We start from the raw sequence: 21,273 nt of genomic DNA on the forward strand, positions 1-21,273 counted from the left end.
CATTCATATAAGTGAGTACAAATGATAATTATTTCTTATATTAGCGAGATAGAGGGGATCGAGTGAAGAGAAAATATGTATTATGTCTATGCATAGTCTTACTTGTATCATGTAGCAAAATAGGACAGCCGAAAGAGCGAGAACGAAACGAAGAGATGGTGAGTATTGTGCAAGAAAACATAGAAGTTACCATTTTACAAAAAGGAAAGATAGAAAAGGTTTTGAAAGAGGAAGAGGCAAAAAGGGTAGTAGATATTATTCATAAAGCTAAAAAACAAGAGATAATAGGAAGCTTCGGAGAACCTGAGTATGAAATACAAATTGAGAAGGAAGGGAAAAAGGAAATATATCGTGCATGGCTCAGAGGAGAATCTCGCGAAGGGTGGCTTCAAAATGAGAAAGGGATATATAAGATTCCTAAAAAGGAGACAGAGCAGCTTCTAGCTCTCCTTCCAATGATTCATCATAATCATACGGAGGGGGCAAGCTTAGCAGAAGTAACAAAAAATGATATGCAAATTACAGCTTTTCATATTAAAGTAGACAATAACAATGTACATTATACTATATTTTATACAATCTCAAATTCTTTATATAAAGCGTTGGAAACCGAAAAGGAATATTATTTTCAAATTGTGTTTCCAGAAAAGATTCAACAAATAATTGGCCGGAAAACGAGTGAAATGATTGGAGGCGAGCAAGTAAGAGAAGGATATAAACAATATGAAGCTCATTTTATCGTGCCGCTTAATAATGTATCAGTTTCACAGCAAAAGGCAATAGAATTATATTATGATTATTATGATTTATACATGTTAAATCATAGTAAAGAAAGAATGGGTACATTTCGAAATATTATTCAAATTGTAAAAGATTATGGTGAAAACATGAATTTTCAAAGATGAATGTAATCTTTCCTAGGAAATGATAATGGAGCTAGCCAAGAGGTTCGCTCCATTACTTTGTTTTTGCAGAAGGCTCATTCATTGATTTTCTTGTAATAAGATAAGAGATCATAAGAGCAGAAAGAATAATTAGAGAAATAACGAAATGATTCGGTAACAAATCTAATAATAAGACGTAGCTAACTGTATAGAAAATGAGTGTAGAAGCTAAAAAAGAAAGAGTCCCTATTATGAAAACTTGTAATGTCATGTTATAACCTCCTTTCATTTATATTTTTGGCTAAAATTAGATGTTATAAACATATTTTTCAATAAAAGAGAAAATTATGGCATAATAGAAAGAAAAAAGGAGAAAGTGATGCAAAAGAAAAATACAAAGGGATTATGGGGAGTTTTGGCTGCAGTTGGAATCTTTTTATTTTCTAAACTGAAATGGGTATTAGCAATTTTTAAATTTGCTAAATTTTCAACAGTATTTAGTATGTTACTATCACTTGGAGCATATGCAGCTATATATGGTTGGAAATTTGGAGTCGCGCTCATTTATTTACTTTTCGTACATGAAATGGGGCATTTATGGGCGGCGAAGCGAAAAGGTATACCTACGTCACCGGCAATTTTCATTCCATTTATGGGTGCTTTAATTGGAATGAAGGAGATGCCGAAAAATGCAAAGGATGAGGCATATCTTGCTTATATGGGACCTTTGTTTGGGTTGCTATCATTTTTACCAGCTATTCCGCTCTACATGCTAACGAATGAGCCATTTTGGGCGCTCGTGATTTTACTAGGAAGCATGTTGAATTTTTTTAATTTAATTCCGGTTTCGCCTTTAGATGGTGGCAGAATTATTTCGGTTGTTAGCACAAAAATTTGGATTGGCGGTCTTGTTCTATTGCTTGGATATTCCATTTTCTTTACAAGTATTATTGGATTTTTCATTTTTATCATAGGGTGCATGGAACTGTATCGAGTAATGAAGCGTGATAAGCCGATTAAAGAATTAGGTTACAAAGTAGAGATATTAAAAACATATCTTTCTAAATTTCAGGAAGAGTTTTTGGAAACAGGAGCGGTGCATCGCGCGCTTTATGTAGCTCACCATGAAATGGGAAAATTAAGACAAAAAGCGAAAGAAAAGAAGCTTGAAACAGGAGAAAGCCAAAAAATTGAAGTATTAGAGTATATCTTGCCTAAATTTGAACCGCTTGATTATGTGCCATATGAAGAGGAAAAAGAAGAACATACCAATCGTATGAAAGAAGCGATCGCGTTAGTAGAAAGAAAAGGGGAGCAATGGGAAAAGGAAAAGCAACAACAAGAGGAGTATTATAACGTCGATGCGAAAACAAGATGGATCGTATTTGGTTGTTACATTGGTCTACTTGTAATATTAGGCTATGCTGCTTACGAAGGGCATGTTATTTTACAGCAATATTTACCAGAGCGAAATGTGTAGAAAAACAGTGTCGAAATGATAAGAAGTATTTATACAGGAATTCTTTTTCAATTAGAGAATGTTACAAATATAATAATTTATAGAAATAAATGTAATATTCATAGTGGAAAAGGAGTCGGAATATGAAGAGGATATTGGGTATACTGGGAATGATTATAGTAATGGGGCTTGCAAGCTATGGATGTATGAAAGTATTGTTACATTATGCAAGTAAACCTGCTAGTGTATCGACAATACCTAAAGTAGATGATGTGAAGGAAAAAAAGCATGTATTACAATTTATCCGTACAACCCATGAAGACTATAATGATTTTTTAAATTATGGTAAAGCGGATCAATATACAGAGGGAGATTGGAATCATCTTGTGACGTGGTTTCAAGAACAAGAGCAGTCTTTAAAAGATATACATAAACAAGTGAAAAATGAGAAGATAAAGCGCGATGTAAGACGGAGTTATGACGTTATGAAAATGGGTATAGAAGCAAGGAATATTGAATATGTTGTGTATGCGCATCGGATTTATCATGATTTAGATATCATTGTAAATAAATATACGGGTGAGACAAATATATGGGGATATACGGAATTTGGAGACGGAAAAGAGGTACAAGTGATTGAACAAGTTCTTCAAAACAAACATAGCTAACCGACATTTCGGTTAGCTATGTTTATTTTGGAGAATAATGATGTATGGTATAGAACTCGTCTTGTGATCAATCGCCTTTACGAATCGATAAATCTACTTTTGCCTTATTTCTATCATATGAGAACTTTATTGCGGGATAGATTGAAATTGTTCATATATTTTTCACAAAAACACCATGTTTATAGTGATTAAAATCACAACGTTCTATCAAAAATTCTTTTACACTAACAGTAGTCAAGGAAACAGAGGAGTGAGATGCAATGTTAAGTCAAAAAACAATTGAAATTGTAAAATCAACAGTACCATTATTACAAGAAAAAGGTGTTGACATCACGACACGCTTTTATCAAATTATGTTTGCGGAACATCCGGAGTTATTAAATATTTTTAATCATACAAACCAGAAAATAGGAAGACAACAACAAGCGCTAGCGAGTGCAGTGTATGCGGCAGCCATGTATATTGATAACTTGGAAGCAATTATTCCTGTTGTCAAACAGATTGGTCATAAACATAGAAGCTTAGGAATTAAAGCTGAACATTATCCGATTGTAGGAAAATGTTTATTACAAGCAATTAAAGAAGTAGCAGACGCGCCGCAAGAAGTGCTGGATGCTTGGGGCGAAGCGTATGGTGTAATTGCTGATGCATTTATTAGTATCGAGGCGGAAATGTATGAGGAAGCAGCAAAAAAAGAAGGTGGTTGGAAAGAGTTCCGTAACTTTATTGTTGTGAAAAAAGAGAAAGAGAGCGACGTCATTACATCGTTTTACTTAAAACCAGAAGATGGTGGCGAACTATCAACGTTTTTACCTGGTCAGTATGTAACGGTTCAAATTCGTATAGAAGGTGAAACGTATATACATAATCGCCAGTATAGTTTATCAGATGCTCCTGGAAAAGAGTATTATCGCATGAGTGTAAAACGTGAAACAAGTGCAGAAGCACCGGATGGGAAAGTTTCTAATTACTTACACGACCATGTTCAAGAAGGAGATATTTTACCACTAAGTGCACCAGCTGGAGACTTTGTATTAAATATAGATTCAAACTTACCGGTTGTATTAATAAGCGGTGGTGTAGGAATTACACCTATGATGAGTATGTTTAATATGTTAACTGAGAAAGAAATGGACCGTGATGTATACTTCATTCATGCAGCGTTAAATAGTAAAGTCCATGCAATGAAAGAGCATGTCCAAAAGGTAGCAGAAAGTAAGGAAAGAGTGAAAGCATATACTTGTTATTCAGCACCAACAAAGCAAGATGTACAAGCGAAAGATTTTGAGAAAGAAGGATTTATTGATTTAGCTTGGTTACAATCTATTCTTCCTTCAAATGAAGCAGAATTTTATTTCTGTGGTCCAGTACCATTTATGAAACATATCAGTGCAGCGTTACTAGAGTGGCGAGTGCCAGCTGATCGCATTCACTATGAGTTCTTTGGACCAGCAGCTAGCTTACAATAAAGAGAATTTACCAAATAAAAAACGAGGTTATTTTACCTCGTTTTTTATTTGGTCTCGTAATAAACGATTTACAGTTTCACGTCTCACACCAATGAGTTGACCAATTTCAGTTTGCGTTAATATTTCATAAATCGGAATTTCATCTAAATATAATGAAAACCATTGTTGTAAACGATGGAGACGCTCTCTTGGTGAGACCGTTGTTAATTGATCAATGCGCTGTTGCATCATTCGTAATTTAGTTTGTAACTGCAGCGCAACGTTAGCATATAATTCTGGATTTTTTTGCAGCTTATCATACCATTCTTGACTCATAATAGGTTCAATTTCAGTTTTCATTAAAGCGATGGCTGTTCCGTGGTATTCTTTAGGTGAAATTAAAGAATGGTGAGGAATCGTTTCACCTGGAACAATAATATTAAATAAAAATGGTGTTCCATCTTCTTGTAATCGAACCACTTTTAATAGACCTGTTTTCACAAAGTATAAGGGTCCTTCTTCACCTTGGCGGAATAATATCTCTCCTTTATGTAAAATCAATGTTAGCACCTCATTTAAGTATTCCTATGTATTTTATTTTAATCGATATAGTTTCATTTGTGTTCATAATATGCATGTATATGTGGATCCGTTTTTCAATACTTATTTTTTTGCAGCATGGAGCGAAAGCACAAGACATGATTGACTGTGTTTTTTCTATTTTGTATCCATGTTGTAATTGTATTGACGAAATGTATGCTATTACAGTAGTATACTATTTAGTGTGTAATAGTACGAACTATGAATATGCTGTAGGGGGTTTAGTATATTGTTAGATCCGAAAATGACTGATATGAAAATACCAGCTAATGCGATCATACATGTGGAAGAGATGACAGGCGGAGTCGTTCTATCCGTTTTAATAGATGGTCAAATCATTTATACAATGGCTTATGATGAGGAAACAGATAGTTATGCCGAACTATATGATCGAAATGACAAACGCGCGTGTCAAGTACATGAAGATTTTATGGGATGGTCACTCCTTCATTAAAAAGATGTCGATATGACATCTTTTTTATATAATAGGTAGATTATACAAAGGAATGCAATAAAGAGATTAAATCTGTAATAATTGATTTTGCATTGTTAGTGCTTTGTAACAGTAAGATAGCTGTTTTTTCGCTATGATAGGGGAGGAAGCAGTTATAAGGAGTGGTTAACTTGAGAAAAATGCATATATCAAATTTCATGCTGTTATGTATGTGCATTGTCCTATGTATTGTGTTAGGGGCCTTTTTGTATTCGTGTGTATAAAAAAACGCATTCTAAGGAGAACGCGTTATAGGAATGAAGTAATAATCAACCTCGTCCCAAGGATAATTAATGTAATGCGCAATAAGTTAATGATTGCATTTCCACTTAACTTTGTATTAATATACGCTCCGATTTTCCCTCCAATCCAAGCACCTGGAATTAGAATCAGCGCATAAATCCAACTCACATTACCAAGAGAGATATGAGTGAAAGAACTTACAATTGCTGATAATAAAACGATAAACATGGAAGTTGCCACAGCGATTTGAGCTGGAAAAGCAAACAGCAGCATCATAGCAGGAACGAGTAAAGCTCCTCCGCCAATACCGAATAGTCCAGATATGAAACCGACTATAAATGCGATAAGAATAGAAAGAAAGGGTGGGAACTGATAATAAACAGTATTTCCCTCAGTATCAGTGAAAGAACGCTTAATAACCGTTGCATTTGATAAGGAAAGAGGTTTCAGTTTATCGCGTAACATAAGAAGAATCGATACGAAAATAAGAAAGATTCCAAAGTATAAAGAGAAAGTATCTTGATTTAAAAATTTGTTTGCCCACGACCCAATGATGCCACCAGGACCACTACCAATAAATAAAATAAGTCCACTTTTGTAATCCACTCGTTTATGCTTCACATAAGCAAGAGTAGAAGAAAGACCTGTGAAAACAACAGTTACAATGGAAGTCCCTACTGCGATTTGGGGCGATAAGCTATGCAGTCCAATCAGTAAAGGAACAATGATAATTCCTCCCCCTAGCCCTACAAGACTTCCAATTGTCCCTGCAATTAATCCAATAAAAAGTAACATGATATACTCCAAAATTGCCAACTCCTCTACATAACAAATCCAACATTCATTATACACACTTTTTGAAAAGAAATAAGACTGTTCACAAAAAAGTCGCCTTCCTGAAAAAATAAGAAAGGCGACTTTTGATTAAAAAATGAAATGTAATACATAATAGAATAATGCTGCTAAAGAAGCAGAAATTGGGAGTGTAATAACCCAAGTAATTAACATTCGTTGAGCAGTACCCCATTTTACACCCTTTACACGATGTGATGCTCCTACCCCTAAAATAGAGGAAGAGATGACATGTGTTGTACTAACTGGCAAGTGAATAAATGTTGCACCGAAAATAACAAGAGATGATGATAAATCGGCAGCTACCCCATTTACAGGGCGGATTTTCATAATTTGTCCCCCGACAGTTTTGATGATTTTCCACCCGCCAATAGAAGTACCAAGTCCCATTGCGAGAGCACATGAGAATTGAACCCAAAGTGGAATATCTCCAGAACTATGGAGGTTATTTGTCATCAGTGCCATTGTAATAATACCCATTGCTTTTTGTGCATCATTTGTACCATGTGTATAAGCTTGTAAAGCTGCGGTTCCAACTTGGAATAAACGGAAATTTTGGTTTGTTTTCGTTAAGTTGAAATTTTTAAAAGCGACTTTAAAAATACTGTATACGATAAATCCAATTACAAATGCAACAATTGGTGAAATAATTAATGATTCGATAATTTTAATAAATCCTTTAAAGTTAATGGATGCTACACCAGCAGCAGCAATTGCAGCACCTGCGATTGCACCAATAATTGCATGCGAAGAACTACTTGGGATTCCATAGTACCAAGTAATTAAGTTCCACGCGATCGCAGCAAGTAAAGCGGCTAAAATAACTTCTGAACCGTTTTCTAATGCAAACGGATCAACGATATCTTTTGTAATTGTTTTTGCTACACCAGTAAATGTCATTGCACCTAAAAAATTCATAATAGCTGCCATAATAATCGCTTGTCGTGGCTTCAAAGCTTTTGTAGAAACCGCTGTTGCAATGGCGTTCGCTGTATCATGGAATCCGTTAATAAAGTCGAAAGCTAAAGCACAAATGACTATTAAAACAGTTAAAATCAAGACTGTATCCATGATCAAACTCCTTATGCGTTCTTCATAATAATTGTTTCTAACACGTTTGCTACGCTTTGGCAGCTATCAGCTACTTCTTCTAATTCTTCATAAATTTCTTTGTACTGAATGATCTTGATCGGATCTTTTTCACGAGAAAATAGATGCTTAATAGCATGACGACGAATATCATCACATTGTGATTCGTAATCTTTGATCTTAATTGCGTTTGTGCGAATGTCAAGCAGTTTCTTATTAGACATTAATTCTACAGAAGCAGCAATCTCAATTGCACATTGATTAATTGCTTCAACGAATTTAATCATGTATTCATCAGCTTCTGTGATAGAGTACATTTCGAATAAACCAGCACTGTGATCTAATCCGTCTAATACATCGTCCATGCTCATTGCCAGTTGCAAAATGTCTTCACGTTCAATTGGAGTGATAAACGCTTTGTTTAGCTCCATAATGATTTCGTGAATAAATGAGTCACCCTTTGACTCATATTCTTTCATGCGCATAGAAAATTCCTTGAGATCACTAGCGTTCTTAATTTTATATTCCACAAAGAACTTAGCGCCTTCTTTTAAATTTTCAGAAACATTCATTAACATTTCAGAAAATTTATCTTTCTTAGATTTAAAAACCATTATTGTTACCCCCACCGAAAAGTAATATATGTAAAATATATTGGCTAGTCAATTCTAACAAAAAACTGTCGTTTTTTAAAACATTTTATCGAAAAGTTTACAAAAACTTAACATAAGTTATATTGATGCATTAATAATATTAATAATCAGCTGTGAATATCTTACTTGTAGAATGTCCTTTTCTTGTAAAAAGTATGAATGTAAAAGAAATACTTTACACCTAAGAATGAATTACGATATTATAATAAATTTAAAAGGAGGGAGTTTCTTCCTTTTAACAAAAGAGTGTAAAGAAATGAAGGAAGTGGATAAATGAAATTGGACAACACTCATTTTAAGAACACGCTTGAGTGGTTCAACAAGAGAAAGAAACTGCGCAATACATTATTGATTTTAGGTGGTTTATTCATGACTCTCTTTGTTGCAATGAACATAATGATATCCATTCAAGACATATCAGCATTAAAACAAGCTGTTCCGCAACCAACACTCATTTATGATGCAAACAATGAAGTGGCAGCTAAGTTATCGTCTTCTAAAACAGAAGGAATTAAAAGAAAAGACATACCTGATATTATGGTTCAAGCTATAATATCAGTAGAAGACAAAGGTTTTTATAACCATCATGGAATTTATTATAGTGGAATTTTGAATGCTATATTAAAGAATGTTACTGCGGGTGAAGTCATTGCAGGGGGGAGTACCATTACGCAACAGCTTGCGAAAAATGTATTTTTAACACAAGAACGAACATTTTCAAGAAAATTTAAAGAATATTTTTTAACGAAAAAAATAGAGCGCACATATACGAAAGATGAAATTATTGAGATGTATATGAATCAAATTTATTTTGGCGAAGGTGCTTGGGGTATAAGGAAAGCTGCTAAATCGTATTTTGATAAAGAAGTAAAAGACTTAACGATAGTAGAGGCTGCTACAATAGCTGGTCTTATTAAGGCTCCGTCTACTTACTCACCTTATAAAAATTTCAATAAATCCATTGAAAGACGGAATGTTGTGTTAGCTTTAATGAAGAAGCAAGGGTATATTTCGGAGGAACAATATAGCAAAGAAAAAGAAAAAGGTCTTGTACTACGCCGAGGTGTAGATGATAAATATAAAGGAAAATACTCGCAATATGTGGATTATATTGTAAGAGAAGCGATGGAGAAATATGATTTAACCCAAAATGAAATTTTAGCTGGTGGTTATCGCATTTATACCGAACTTGATCCTAAAAAACAGCAAGCAGTAGAAGATGTTGTGAATAATAATCGTTATTTTAAAGGTAGTAGCTCAGATCAATCACTTCAAACGGGCATTGTACTAATGAACCCGAAAACTGGTGGTGTTCCGGCACTAGTTGGTAGCAGGGGGCCATATCAATTTTTACAATTTAATCATGCGACGCAATTAAAGCGTCAACCAGGATCAACGTTAAAGCCGTTTGCAGTGTACGTACCTGCTTTAGAAGAAGGGTATGAAGTATATGATATATTGAAAGATGAACCACTGCATATAAAAGAATATGCACCTCAAAACAGCGATCATATTTTTCATGGGGATGTGACGATGTACGAAGCGATAGCAAAGTCTTATAACGTATCAGCTGTTTGGTTATTGGAACAAATCGGTTTAGAAAAAGGGCTGAAAGCGTTAGAGCGTTTTGGTATTCCGTTGCAAGAAGAAGATCGTACGTATCCGATTGCACTCGGTGGAATGCATACGGGGACTTCCCCATTTGTCATGGCTCAAGCGTATGCGACATTTGCTAATAATGGTGTGCAGGTAGAGGGACATGCAATTAGAGAAATAAAAAATACTGAAGGCGAAACAGTAGGAAAATGGTATAAAAAAGAAACACGTATAACAACTGAAAAAGTTGCCCAAAAGATGACATATTTATTAAAGGGTGTTGTTGAAAAAGGAACAGGTGAAAAAGCAAAGCTGAAAAATATTGATACAGCAGGAAAAACAGGAACAACTCAAATTGTAGGCGGTCCAAGCAGTGGGGCAAAAGATTCATGGTTTGTAGGGTACACCCCAGATTTAGTAGGAGCGATTTGGGTTGGATATGATAAGACGGACCATGAGCATTATGTACCAAGTGGCAGTCACATTACAACAACGATGTTTCGGGATATTATGAACAAAGCAGGAGAAAAACCATCTCAAAAAGCATTCCAGTTATCCTTAATACCGGAAGCTGAATATACAAAACAGTTACAAACAATTGAAGAAGAAAAAAGAAGGAAAGAAGAGGAGAAAAGAAGAAAAGAGGAAGAACAGCAAAGAAAGGAACAACAGAAAGAATGGATTGACAAGGTAAAAGAGTGGATTCCATTTTTTTGAAAAGAGGCGATGAAAAGATTCGCCTCTTTTTTTATGGCATGTGGATGTTTATATTTGCTGCAGTTGGTGATGTATACATAATTGAAATGGTTCCTTTACGAATCGGTTCGTAAGGTAGGTCTTCTTCATATTGTCCGTTATTTTTATTGTGGATAGATAGGGTAATTTCATTTAGTCCTTGATTTTGATAGCGCTGTTGGAGTTCACTTGCAATTTGAGCGAAGTCTCGATAAGTGGAAGCCTCTGTAATGAGCATTCCCTTTATCACTCTTTTTTCTTTATGAGGGGAAGACGAAAGAGGTATCGTAGTTTGTTTTGCATATACGAGCTCATATGGAGCGGTAGCGCGGTTTTCAGCTGCGTTTGATGTTATGGTATAGATCAAAGTAAAAAAGAGTCCTGAACATAAAAAAATACAAAATATAAGGACGATTCCAAAGCGTTTTGACAATAAAACTTTCATTTTCATCCCTCTTTCATGTCATTTGTCTTCATTACTTATCATACAAAATTAGCATTAAGATAGCGTAAATTTGAAGTAAAGAAACGTAAAAGAGGGATGCATAAAAGAAAGAACCATGTTATCACGAAGGAAAGAACATCTTGTGACAACATGGTTCTTATCATTTTTTATATTTCGTGTTTTTTGGGGATAACGGAATAGAAATAAAAAAGGTTGTACCATTGGAATCACTAGAAACCTTTAAGGTACCAGCATGATTTTGAATAATTTTTTTCGTAACAGATAATCCAAGACCAGTCCCATCATCTTTCGTAGAAAAGAATGGATCGAATATATAGTCTTGAATTGCTGGAGGAATACCAATTCCATTGTCTTTAAATGTAATGCGTACAAAATTTTCTAGACGATGACTTGTAATTTGAATAGATAGAGGCTTATCGCTCTTTGCATCAACAGCATTTTGAAATAAGTTTAGAAAAACTTGAACAAGTTCATGTCGATCAATAGGAACAAGTACATCTTCCAATTCAGAAGATAGATTATATTCGATAGAGATATTATGTAAAAATGCTTCGCTAGCAAGCAATTGCTGAATATATTCACGTAAAAAATTGTTGATAGGAAATGGTTCCCGTTTAAATTCGTGAGCTTTTGAAATCGATAAAAATTTTGTGATAATACTATTTGCACGATCTAATTCAGGAATTAGTAAATTTTTAAAAAGCTCTTTATGAGCAGGTGAAACATTTGCTTGTAAAAATTGTAAGTATCCTCGTACTGTTGTAAGTGGGTTGCGAACTTCATGTGCAATTCCAGCAGCAATTCGCCCAGATAAGGCAAGTTTTTCTGCATCACGTTCTGTATTCAAATAATGAAAAACACTAATCACGCGGAAAATTTCACCATTGTGATCACGAATAATACGATTGTTACAAATACCATAATTTTTATCTAATACTTCTTCATTATAGCTCTCTTTACCCGTTTTTAATGTTTCTAGTGCTTTTATTTTTTCTGCTGGCAATTGTAATAAGTCTTGAATGGGCTTTCCAATTATAGCGCTTCTTACTACGCCGAAATCATCAGCAGCTGCTTGATTACATAATGTAATGATTCCGTTTCTATCAACAAAAGTCACATGATGAGAAAAGGCGTCGAAAATATGAATGAAGTGCTTTTCTAGTTGTTCAAATAGAAATAAAGAATCACAAGTAAGTTCAAAAATTGGTTCTTTGTCTTCTTTTGGAATATGCTCGATAGAATGCGTATTCCCTTTTTTCTGAATCTGGAAGCCAAGCTGAGAATTTTTATATGCAAAATGATGTGGTAAGTGATTCAATAGTTGCTCATAAAAATGAACTTTATTTTCTAGCTCTTTTATTTGATTTTCCTGAGATAAAATAGTATCCTCTTGAAGCATAAGTAAATAACCCCTCAATTTAAAAATTCTTCCATATAGTATATCATATTTTTACAGAGAAACTAGTTTCATTTGATGAAAGACAAGGAAAGGAGGAGCATAAATGATTTCTATTGGATTAACAGGATGGGGAGATCATGACTCTTTATATACAGATTCCTACGAAAATAGAAATAAATTACGAACATATAGTGAGTATTTTCCTATTGTGGAAGTCGATAGTTCATTTTATGCGATGCAACCCGCTCGTAATTATACAAAATGGGCAGGAGAAACGCCGAAAGATTTTTCATTTGTTGTCAAAGCATATCAAGGAATGACTGGGCATATGCAGGGAGAAATCCCATTTGCAACGATTGAAGAGATGTTTGAAGTGTTTAAGCAATCCATTCTACCTCTTCAAGAAGTAAATAAATTACAGGCGATATTATTCCAATATCCACCATGGTTCGATTGTCAGAAGAAAAATGTAGAATTGCTGCGTTATACAAAGGAGAAAATGGAAGGGTTTCCATGTGCTATCGAGTTTAGAAATCAAACGTGGTTCCGTCCTCATATGTATGATAAAACATTACAATTTCTAGAACAAGAGAATTGGATTCATACAATTTGTGATGAGCCACAAGCGGGTATTGGTTCCGTTCCACTTGTATTAGAAGCAACTCATTCTGACATGGCATTGATCCGTTTTCATGGACGAAATGTTCATGGTTGGCTTGATAAGAGCGAAAATTGGAGGGCGGTTCGCTGTTTATATCGCTATAATAGGCAAGAGTTGGCGGAATGGGTAGACCGATTAAAACAGTTGCAGAAGAAAACAAAAAATATATATGTACTATTTAATAATAATTCAGGCGGGGATGCAGCTGATAATGCAAAACAATTGATGGAAATGATGAATATTACATACGGGGAGCCAAAGCCAGAACAGCTGAATTTATTTGAATAAGTAGAAGCTGTTTGCTCGTGATGAGAAGATAGAAGTTGTAGAAAAGAAAAGCACTGTACAAACAGGGGGAATGTACAGTGCTTTTCTTTATGAAAAAGAGGGGTAACAATGTTACTGAGCGTTTGGTTGATTCATCAATTGTTGGCTTCGTAACAAATGATAATGGTTATCATTATCATTGTCAATGGTTTTTCAAAAATAAAATAAAAAAATTTATATATATTTGAGATGAAACGACCTCCATCTACTTTTACATTTGTTCAGTAAAAAGAGGAGCTATAAAATTTTCGTAATGCCCTTAGGAAGATGACTTCGCTTCAGTTTTTTTGGAAGAAAAGAATGCTCTTACTTAAAATAATAAAAGAACAGCATTAACGCTGTTCTTTTTCTACAATATATTGTTGTAAATCAAAAGGAGTTATTTTTTGAACAAACTCCTTGGCGATAAGTGTTTGGACAAGTGTACTGTCTGAAATAGTAGCACCTGTTTTCTTTTGATACGCTTGTTTTAATAAATCAAGTTTTTCTACAATATCTTTTGGCAATTCAATTGTTAATGTGTCCATAATTTTTCCCCCTTATTGTTAGAGTACCACTATCATACTAGGAGAAACAAGAAAAGAGACTGTGAAACATAAAAAAGGTTACCAACAATTAATTTGGTAACCTTTTTTATGTATAAGAACAATATCTATTTTATGCGATACCGATATATTTTAAAGTTTTTGATGGGGTACTATGATCAAAGAAGTGTTGTAGAAATGCGATATCAACACCAGATTTATATGCACAATATCCCCAAGTTTTTCGAAGTGTATGTGAGCTAATCCCTTCTAAACCAACTTCTTTTGCTGCTTTATTTAAAATATACCATGCATGCTGTCTTGTAATAGATTTTGTTCCTTTTTGAGACTTTAATAATGGTTCATTTCGTTTCCACGATTTACGTTCTTTCATATACTCTTCAATTGCGTGCTGTAAGTCTTCATTTACAGCGAACCATTTATGTTTTTTCACTTTTTCATTGTAAAATAAAATGGAATGACGAACCGTGTCATTTTCATCGATGACATCTCCAACTTTTAATTGTAAGATTTCACTTACTTTTAGGCCAGAGTTAACTGCTAATACGAATAATAGGCCATCGCGTTTTGAAGATTGTAAAAGTATATTTTTGATTTTTTCTAATTGTTTCTCGTTTTGAATAGGTTGTCCTGCTTGTTTCATTTTATGCACTCTCCTCTTTTATATGTGTAAAGGAAAGGATTAACTTGGTTACTACTATAAAGGGAGAGTGTGAATTCCATGTGAACTCCTCGTGAAATTAAGACAAATTATTTGACTTCTTTTACTTTTTGTAAATCAAAATAAAAAACAACACCATTGTCGATATTATATACACCGTAATTAGCGTGGTGCAGTTCTAAAATATTTTTGACAATGGATAGACCAAGTCCAGTTCCACCAGTATGACGGCTTCGTGAAGCATCTAAACGATAGAAGCGATCCCATATTTTTTGTAAGCTTTCATCTGGAATTGGGTTACCGTTATTTTCAATTTCAACTTTTACTTTCTCTTCTCCATCTATCACACGAATACAAATACGCTTTGTATCAGGTGTATAACGGATGGCATTACTTAGCAAATTCACAACAACTTGTTCCATACGATTTCGATTTGCCTTGACGTATATAGAACAATCTACATCCATTTCTACCTGTAAATGTTTTTCTTCCATACTAAATAATAACTTTGTATATACTTGCTGAATAAGATCACCAATTGAAAAAGTCGACATTTCTAATTTATAGGTACCAGATTCTAGTTTGGCTAGTTCTAACATTTCGACAATCAATCGATTCATATTTTCTGTTTCCTCTAAAATGACGTCCGTATAGTACGTTGTATCTTTACTAACACCGTCTTTAATTCCTTCTGCAAAACTTCTAATCACACTGAGTGGTGTTTTTAGTTCATGAGATACGCCAGAAATAAATTCTTTTCTTGTTCGTTCTAATTGTCGTTCTCTTTCAATATCTTGTTGTAATTTTGTATTTGCGATATTTAGCCGGTCAATACGGTCTTTTAAATTCACAGATAACGTATTGATACTACTAGATAGACTACCAATTTCATCGTCTGCTGAAATTGGTAATTTTTCAGTGAAATCAAAGTTAGCCATTTTTTTTGTGACCCGATTGATTTTAATAAGTGGTTTTACAATGATTTTTGAATAATAAAAGGATAATAAAATAATAACAAAAAATACGATGATAAGTGCATAAACGTAGTAATCTTTTAAAACAAGCATCGCTTCATTAACAGGTTGCAACGAAGTCATGGCGAAAACAAATTCTTTAATATGTCCACTTTCTACAATAGGTTTTACAAAAATTTGACTTTTACCGTCATCATCATCACCTACTGGATAAGTAGTAAGTTCATTTGAGTTCGCATGATCAGGATTTAACGCAAAGTTCCATTGTTGAATGGCATACAATGTTTCTATATTATTTGCAAGGCGAATTTCATTTTTAGACGGAAGGTAAATTTGAGAAATAACACCTTCAAATGTACGAATCGTATATTTTGACTGTCCTTCCGTGTACTTATTTTTTGGAGTAATCAATGGCCCAATGTCAGCTAAGAGATTATCATTTCTCCATACATTATAATTTGTTCTAATTTTAGTAGGGAATATTGAATTTTGTCTTACAATCCCCTGAACTTGGATAGGATCGTTTACCTTCAACTGTAAATTTATAAATTTATTATATTCATCAATCGTTAAAATATTGTTAAGAGGAATCATAAGCTGCTTATTAGATAAACTATCAATGATTTCAATATAGTAATTATTTTCACTTTTTATACTTCCATCTGAACCTAATAATACAATATCGGAATTGGTTTTATCATGAAACTCCTGTTTTAGTTTTCTAACTTCTTCAAATGTACCATCACTTTTTTCGTAATTTGTCACAAATTTTTCAAAGGCCGTTTGAACTGTTTTTATTTTTTTATCGATATAAAACTTTTCTAAATATAAAGATTGTCCAATGAAAAAGAGGAGAAAAGTAATCGTAAATAGTGCCGCTGTTAATAAAAAAAGTTTAAAGACAATGCTTCTTTTTTTCACTTCTTCACCTCAGTATACGCATATAAATATTTTCTTTATTATAACAAACGATAGTAGCAAGTAGAAATTGAAAATCTGTCTCTGTTTAGAAGAGTTTTTTGTAAAAAGTCATATACTCGTATGGGTGGTTTTCTAAATATATTTGTATCATAGCGTGTTTCAGTATATTCTTTGTAAGTAGTAACTTTCTTATTTTCAAATGTAACAAAGAAATTGTCCTGAAATATGAAAAAAGAACTCACCAGACGTATGACGAGTTCTTTTATACTATTATTGTTGGATTGCTGCCTCTAAAGCAATTTCAATCATTTCGTTAAATGTAGTTTGGCGTTCTTCTGCTGTTGTTTCTTCTCCCGTAAAAATATGGTCACTTACTGTTAATACAGATAGGGCATTTACACCATATTTTGCTGCCAATGTATAAAGTGCAGTTGTTTCCATTTCTACTGCTAATACACCGTAATCACCAAGTTTCTTCACCATATCCATACTTTCACGGTAGAACACATCTGCTGTTAATACATTACCAACACGAATATGAAGTCCTTTTTCTGTTCCTGCATCATATGCTTTCTTTAAAAGATCAAAGTTTGCAGCTGGTGCAAAATCGAAACCAGGGAATGTTAAACGATTAATATTAGAATCTGTACATGCTGTCATTGCAATGATCACATCGCGCACTTTAACATCTTTTTGAATGGCCCCACAAGTTCCTACACGAATTAAATTTTTTACTCCATAGCTTTGGATTAATTCGTTAACGTAAATGGAAATAGAAGGTACCCCCATGCCTGTGCCTTGAACAGAAACACGTTTCCCTTTATATGTTCCAGTGAACCCTAGCATACCACGCACGTTATTATAGCAAGTTACATCTTCTAAAAATGTTTCTGCGATATATTTTGCGCGTAATGGATCGCCAGGTAATAAAATAGACTCAGCAATTTCTCCTTGTTTCGCTTCAATATGAACGCTCATAAAATAGCCTCCTTCATTATGTATGAATATAAATCAATATCATCTGCATTATACACTAGTAATACTACCAATTTAAATCTTTTTCTTACTTGTAGTAAAATAGAAGGATTTCATAAATGGTTATATAGAATACATAAAAAGAGAGATGGAGTAAAGAAATAAGAGCCCTAATCGGTAAAAAGTGTGGTGGGTGATTCGATGAAAAATCTTGGTATTGCATTTGTAGCTTTATTATTGATTGTTGCTGGAGGTTTTTACATAAAGAAATATCAAGGAATAGCAGAAACAACTGCTATGATTCAAGAAGTGAAATGGGATATAAAGAAAGGAAAAGAAAATAAAAAAGTAGATCTTGAATTTCAATTGTTTAACAAAAAGAGTAATGCGATTCGAGGGGTAAATGATCAACTTCGAGCAGTTGTTGTAGATGGGAATTTAGGAGGGATACAGGAGGTAAAACCTACCTTTATCGGTAGTGGGTCATATAAAATCACGCAAAAGATAGAGAAAAGTAAGGAATATACTGTGTTTTTATATGAAGACCATAATAAAACGGAATCATCATTTTCTAAGAAAAACTTTGGAGAAAAAAATAAGAAAAAGCAAAAAGGTTTGGTAGAAGATACCATTTTAACAAAGAAGATTGGTGACCACCACGTTTCGCTTTTATTTGGTGCTCTACATCCAAATGAAGCGGCTACATTAACATTTCAGTTTCAATCTAAAAAAGGTGAGACGCTGAAAATAGGCTCTCAGAGAGGAGTAAAAAGTACACTTTCCATTGTTGATGCAGCGAGAGAACATTTTATATATGGGGTACCTTTTCATGAGGAAGAACAATTGCAGTATCGCATAACATTTCCACAAGAAGGAACATATAAAATATGGGGGACGTTTTACTTAAATGATAAAAAATATAAACAGGAGTTTATTATACAAGTACAAAAACGAAAAAACAGCTAATCATTAGCTGTTTTTTCGCTTTCCTATTAACTTTGTTACAGCAAGCATTGTAATGGGTAATGAATGGTTTTTCCTAAATGCTAAATATTTTCCGCTCCAAGCTGGTTTATATTTTTCTTTAAAATGTCGTAACCCGCTAAAACTATACGTATAACGTACATTGTTAAAAATAGCAGCAGCAACTCGTTCAGACCAAAATGATTGAGCAGACAATCCAACATTGGAAAGAGGTGCCATACCAATATTAAAGGAATGATAATCGTTTTCTTTCGCCCACTGGAATAGATGAATAAAGATGGCATCCATAATTCCGCTCGGTGCGTCAGGATAATAGCGCATTAAATCTACAGAAAGGATACCGCTTTGGTAAACAGGCATAAATGTTGTAAAGGCGATTATTTTTCCCTCTGCATCTGATAAAGTAGCGATTGGAGCACGATTGATATACTCTCTATCAAAATATCCAAGCGAAAAGCTTTTCTCTTTTTTTCCGCCAAGCCATGCGTCAGACACTTTTTTAAGCTCTTCATATAACGCATCTGAAAATGGAGGTTGGTGAATCGAGAACGTGTAACCTTCTCGTTCAAAACGGTTAAAAGTAGCGCGTAATCCAGCGCGTTTCTTTCCTGAAATCGTAAATGTATTTAAGTCGACAACAGCTTCCTCGCCAAGTTTAAAGAAGTTATAGCCAAAGTCATGATATAAACTCATCCATTTACTTTCAATTTGATAAAAAACGCAAATATAGCCAAATCGATCAGCCTCTATTAGAAATTCTTGAAGTACTGTCCGAAAGGAAGTAGGATCACCAATTGGATCGCCGAGTACGACTAACCGTTTTCCTGTTATGGAAAATAAAAGAAGTGCTTTTCCATCACTGCTGAAGAAGAATTGTTTATCTCCTAAAAAACCTAGATGGCTTAATACGTTTCCACCATATTGGTCTAAAAAATTCTGCAAACGTTTATCGTTTGCTGGTTGCCCAGGAAATATACTCCGGTAACGGTTGGCAATGAGCGAACCAATAAGTAAAAAAGTTGGCACAAAGAACGCAGCGGCAAGCGCACTTCGTTTTACTTGTGTAATATTACGAACGACAAAATCAGGTTTAAATGCATCTTTTGCTTCTGCAAATATAACTCCTAAGTTTTTGTACAAATATAAAATAATGAATAAAAATATAAATAGTTTTATGACGTCTGAGAAAGATACTTCCATTTTCTCACGCACAAACCTTTTTCGGAGCATGTATAGAACAGCAAGTACAATGAGTAAAATGAAAGTTTCCTCAATATCAATCCCTTTTAACGTATTAAAAATAGCAGCACCAATTAATGAGACGATGGTCATATAGTAAGACCGTTTTGTTCCATAGAAAATCCCTCTTGATAAAATAAAAAGAAGAATACCAAATGTGAGTGATAAGCTAAAAGAAAATTGAATTAAATGTTTTGGAGCTAAAATATGTAATGCGTGTGCACGTTCTATACTTGTTGGTAAAATCGTTGACAAAATAACCATTAAACCAGCAAAAGCTGTTAGCGCTGCAGAAGCCCAAGATCCTAATTTCCCGATGAAATCGCGCTGTAATGTCCAAAGAACCCCTGTTGTTTCTAAGGCAGGTGCGATAAATGGTTTGTCTTCTATTTTCTTTAGAGCAGCTCCTGTCATTTCAAAAGCAGCAAATATAAGGCCGAGGCAAAACGGTAAAATATAGTATACAAGTCTGTATAGTAACATTGCAGGTAATAAGACACCTGTATCAATCCCGTATTGTCCTAAACCACTCAAAAATACAAGGTCAAATGAACCAAGACCACCTGGGACAAGACTGATAACCCCGGCTAAAGCAGCAATTACATATACTCCTAAAAATTTATGGAAATCGATATGAATTCCAAATAGTATCAAAATCACATACATAACAATTCCAGCAGAAAGCCATTCCACTAAAGAAACAAGTGAATAGAGAACGGTTGGATTTTTCTCTTCTTCTTGTCCATCTACATTTTGTTTTTTTCTATTTTTTAGTTTTGAAAAACCAATATATAGAGGTACAAAAAGGGCGAAGAAGATGAGAACGGGCCATAGCCAAGGTTTTTCATGCAAAATAAACTGTGTATCTAATATTCCAATGAGACCAAGAAATGAGAGAAGTGCTAATCCATTAATAAAAGCAGTTGTCATCCAAGCAATGCTTTTAATCAGCTTTCCATTTTCATTTATGTAAGGACGATATAATATCGTACGTACACCAGCTCCAACTAGACCACCAAAGCCAAGAAATCCATTTAAAGTGTTAGCAGTCCAAGAAACACGAAAGATTTTTTTGACAGGTATATCTGCTTTCAAGTGCCGGAGCATAACGAAGTCATAAAAGAACATTGTTGATACAGCTAATGCACCAAGTGTAATCGCTAAAAAGACCCCTCCTGTTGGGATGTTTTTAATTGTTTCGATTGCGTCACGAAATGAAATCCCTGCTAGTTCTTTCCGTGCTTGAAAGAAAACAATTGTCAGTACAACAAATGGGAAAATAAATTTTCCGATTTGTAATAAACGTTTCCATGAAAACGACATAAATACAACTCTCCTTGTTTAAGAAAACTGAGACAACAATATACTTTATTATGACAAACTTCAAAGAAAATAAAAAGG

At 34.1% G+C, this 21,273-nt stretch carries 20 protein-coding genes; 8 read left to right on the plus strand and 12 right to left on the minus strand.

All coding sequences use genetic code 11. The features are described from left to right. Window positions 1-62: 62 nt before the first annotated feature. The gene (locus tag MR058_RS03145) at window positions 63-905 is read left to right on the plus strand and encodes a YhfM domain-containing protein (protein WP_242142597.1); all 843 of its coding nucleotides are present in this window, start codon (window positions 63-65) and stop codon (window positions 903-905) included. A 52-nt stretch (window positions 906-957) separates the two neighbouring features. On the opposite strand, the gene MR058_RS03150 is transcribed toward MR058_RS03145, so the two are convergent. After that, complete coding sequence (locus MR058_RS03150) at window positions 958-1,155, minus strand: hypothetical protein (protein ID WP_242142598.1); 198 nt, start codon at window positions 1,153-1,155, stop codon at window positions 958-960. Window positions 1,156-1,263: 108 nt separating this feature from the next. Between MR058_RS03150 and MR058_RS03155 the strand changes: the two genes are divergently transcribed. From MR058_RS03155 to hmpA, 3 genes are all read left to right on the plus strand, one after another. Further along, window positions 1,264-2,364: a site-2 protease family protein gene (locus MR058_RS03155; RefSeq protein ID WP_242142599.1), complete on the plus strand. Its 1,101-nt coding sequence runs from the start codon at window positions 1,264-1,266 to the stop codon at window positions 2,362-2,364. Between the two features lie 122 nt (window positions 2,365-2,486). Continuing rightward, the gene (locus MR058_RS03160) at window positions 2,487-3,011 is read left to right on the plus strand and encodes a hypothetical protein (RefSeq protein ID WP_242142600.1); all 525 of its coding nucleotides are present in this window, start codon (window positions 2,487-2,489) and stop codon (window positions 3,009-3,011) included. 260 nt (window positions 3,012-3,271) lie between these two features. Next, on the plus strand, window positions 3,272-4,480 hold the full coding sequence (gene hmpA, locus MR058_RS03165) for an NO-inducible flavohemoprotein (protein ID WP_242142601.1): 1,209 nt from the start codon (window positions 3,272-3,274) through the stop codon (window positions 4,478-4,480). 27 nt (window positions 4,481-4,507) lie between these two features. On the opposite strand, the gene MR058_RS03170 is transcribed toward hmpA, so the two are convergent. Further along, window positions 4,508-5,020 carry a Crp/Fnr family transcriptional regulator gene (locus MR058_RS03170; protein ID WP_242142602.1) on the minus strand — a complete coding sequence of 171 codons (513 nt, stop codon included), beginning with the start codon at window positions 5,018-5,020 and terminating at the stop codon, window positions 4,508-4,510. A gap of 268 nt (window positions 5,021-5,288) precedes the next feature. Between MR058_RS03170 and MR058_RS03175 the strand changes: the two genes are divergently transcribed. Next, the gene (locus MR058_RS03175; protein ID WP_242142603.1) at window positions 5,289-5,513 is read left to right on the plus strand and encodes a hypothetical protein; all 225 of its coding nucleotides are present in this window, start codon (window positions 5,289-5,291) and stop codon (window positions 5,511-5,513) included. A 288-nt stretch (window positions 5,514-5,801) separates the two neighbouring features. Here MR058_RS03175 and MR058_RS03180 read toward each other — a convergent pair whose 3' ends face one another. The 3 genes from MR058_RS03180 to MR058_RS03190 all read right to left on the minus strand — a co-directional run bounded on the left by MR058_RS03180 (window position 5,802) and on the right by MR058_RS03190 (window position 8,350). Further along, entirely contained in the window at window positions 5,802-6,602 is an 801-nt protein-coding gene (locus MR058_RS03180) for a sulfite exporter TauE/SafE family protein (protein WP_242142604.1), read from the minus strand. A gap of 117 nt (window positions 6,603-6,719) precedes the next feature. Then, window positions 6,720-7,718, minus strand: coding sequence for an inorganic phosphate transporter (locus MR058_RS03185; protein ID WP_242142605.1), 999 nt, complete (start codon window positions 7,716-7,718; stop codon window positions 6,720-6,722). A gap of 11 nt (window positions 7,719-7,729) precedes the next feature. Beyond that, window positions 7,730-8,350 carry a DUF47 domain-containing protein gene (locus tag MR058_RS03190; protein WP_242142606.1) on the minus strand — a complete coding sequence of 207 codons (621 nt, stop codon included), beginning with the start codon at window positions 8,348-8,350 and terminating at the stop codon, window positions 7,730-7,732. Window positions 8,351-8,662: 312 nt separating this feature from the next. Here MR058_RS03190 and MR058_RS03195 point away from each other — a divergent pair, with 312 nt between their 5' ends. Further along, window positions 8,663-10,702 (plus strand): transglycosylase domain-containing protein, encoded by a 2,040-nt coding sequence (locus MR058_RS03195; RefSeq protein WP_242142607.1) that lies wholly within the window; start codon window positions 8,663-8,665, stop codon window positions 10,700-10,702. Window positions 10,703-10,733: 31 nt separating this feature from the next. Here the strand turns inward: MR058_RS03195 and MR058_RS03200 are convergent, their stop codons facing one another. Beyond that, window positions 10,734-11,165 (minus strand): hypothetical protein, encoded by a 432-nt coding sequence (locus MR058_RS03200; RefSeq protein WP_242142608.1) that lies wholly within the window; start codon window positions 11,163-11,165, stop codon window positions 10,734-10,736. 160 nt (window positions 11,166-11,325) lie between these two features. Further along, the gene (locus tag MR058_RS03205) at window positions 11,326-12,585 is read right to left on the minus strand and encodes an ATP-binding protein (RefSeq protein ID WP_242142609.1); all 1,260 of its coding nucleotides are present in this window, start codon (window positions 12,583-12,585) and stop codon (window positions 11,326-11,328) included. 103 nt (window positions 12,586-12,688) lie between these two features. Here MR058_RS03205 and MR058_RS03210 point away from each other — a divergent pair, with 103 nt between their 5' ends. Further along, window positions 12,689-13,534, plus strand: a complete 846-nt coding sequence (locus tag MR058_RS03210; RefSeq protein WP_242142610.1) for a DUF72 domain-containing protein — start codon at window positions 12,689-12,691, stop codon at window positions 13,532-13,534. 371 nt (window positions 13,535-13,905) lie between these two features. On the opposite strand, the gene MR058_RS03215 is transcribed toward MR058_RS03210, so the two are convergent. The 4 genes from MR058_RS03215 to deoD all read right to left on the minus strand — a co-directional run bounded on the left by MR058_RS03215 (window position 13,906) and on the right by deoD (window position 17,652). Then, window positions 13,906-14,100: a DUF3924 family protein gene (locus MR058_RS03215; protein WP_242142611.1), complete on the minus strand. Its 195-nt coding sequence runs from the start codon at window positions 14,098-14,100 to the stop codon at window positions 13,906-13,908. A 130-nt stretch (window positions 14,101-14,230) separates the two neighbouring features. After that, window positions 14,231-14,761, minus strand: coding sequence for a tyrosine-type recombinase/integrase (locus MR058_RS03220; protein WP_011984260.1), 531 nt, complete (start codon window positions 14,759-14,761; stop codon window positions 14,231-14,233). 107 nt (window positions 14,762-14,868) lie between these two features. Further along, a complete protein-coding gene (locus MR058_RS03225; RefSeq protein ID WP_242142612.1) occupies window positions 14,869-16,674 on the minus strand; it encodes a sensor histidine kinase in 1,806 nt (601 codons plus the stop codon). 270 nt (window positions 16,675-16,944) lie between these two features. Then, the gene (deoD, locus tag MR058_RS03230; RefSeq protein WP_011984262.1) at window positions 16,945-17,652 is read right to left on the minus strand and encodes a purine-nucleoside phosphorylase; all 708 of its coding nucleotides are present in this window, start codon (window positions 17,650-17,652) and stop codon (window positions 16,945-16,947) included. A gap of 183 nt (window positions 17,653-17,835) precedes the next feature. Between deoD and MR058_RS03235 the strand changes: the two genes are divergently transcribed. Then, window positions 17,836-18,615 carry a hypothetical protein gene (locus tag MR058_RS03235; RefSeq protein ID WP_242142613.1) on the plus strand — a complete coding sequence of 260 codons (780 nt, stop codon included), beginning with the start codon at window positions 17,836-17,838 and terminating at the stop codon, window positions 18,613-18,615. Window positions 18,616-18,618: 3 nt separating this feature from the next. Here MR058_RS03235 and mprF read toward each other — a convergent pair whose 3' ends face one another. Then, the gene (mprF, locus tag MR058_RS03240; protein ID WP_242142614.1) at window positions 18,619-21,195 is read right to left on the minus strand and encodes a bifunctional lysylphosphatidylglycerol flippase/synthetase MprF; all 2,577 of its coding nucleotides are present in this window, start codon (window positions 21,193-21,195) and stop codon (window positions 18,619-18,621) included. Window positions 21,196-21,273 lie beyond the last annotated feature (78 nt).

Origin of the sequence: Bacillus cereus group sp. BfR-BA-01430 (assembly GCF_022663115.1) — a bacterium.
GTDB lineage: Bacteria > Bacillota > Bacilli > Bacillales > Bacillaceae_G > Bacillus_A > Bacillus_A cereus_BD.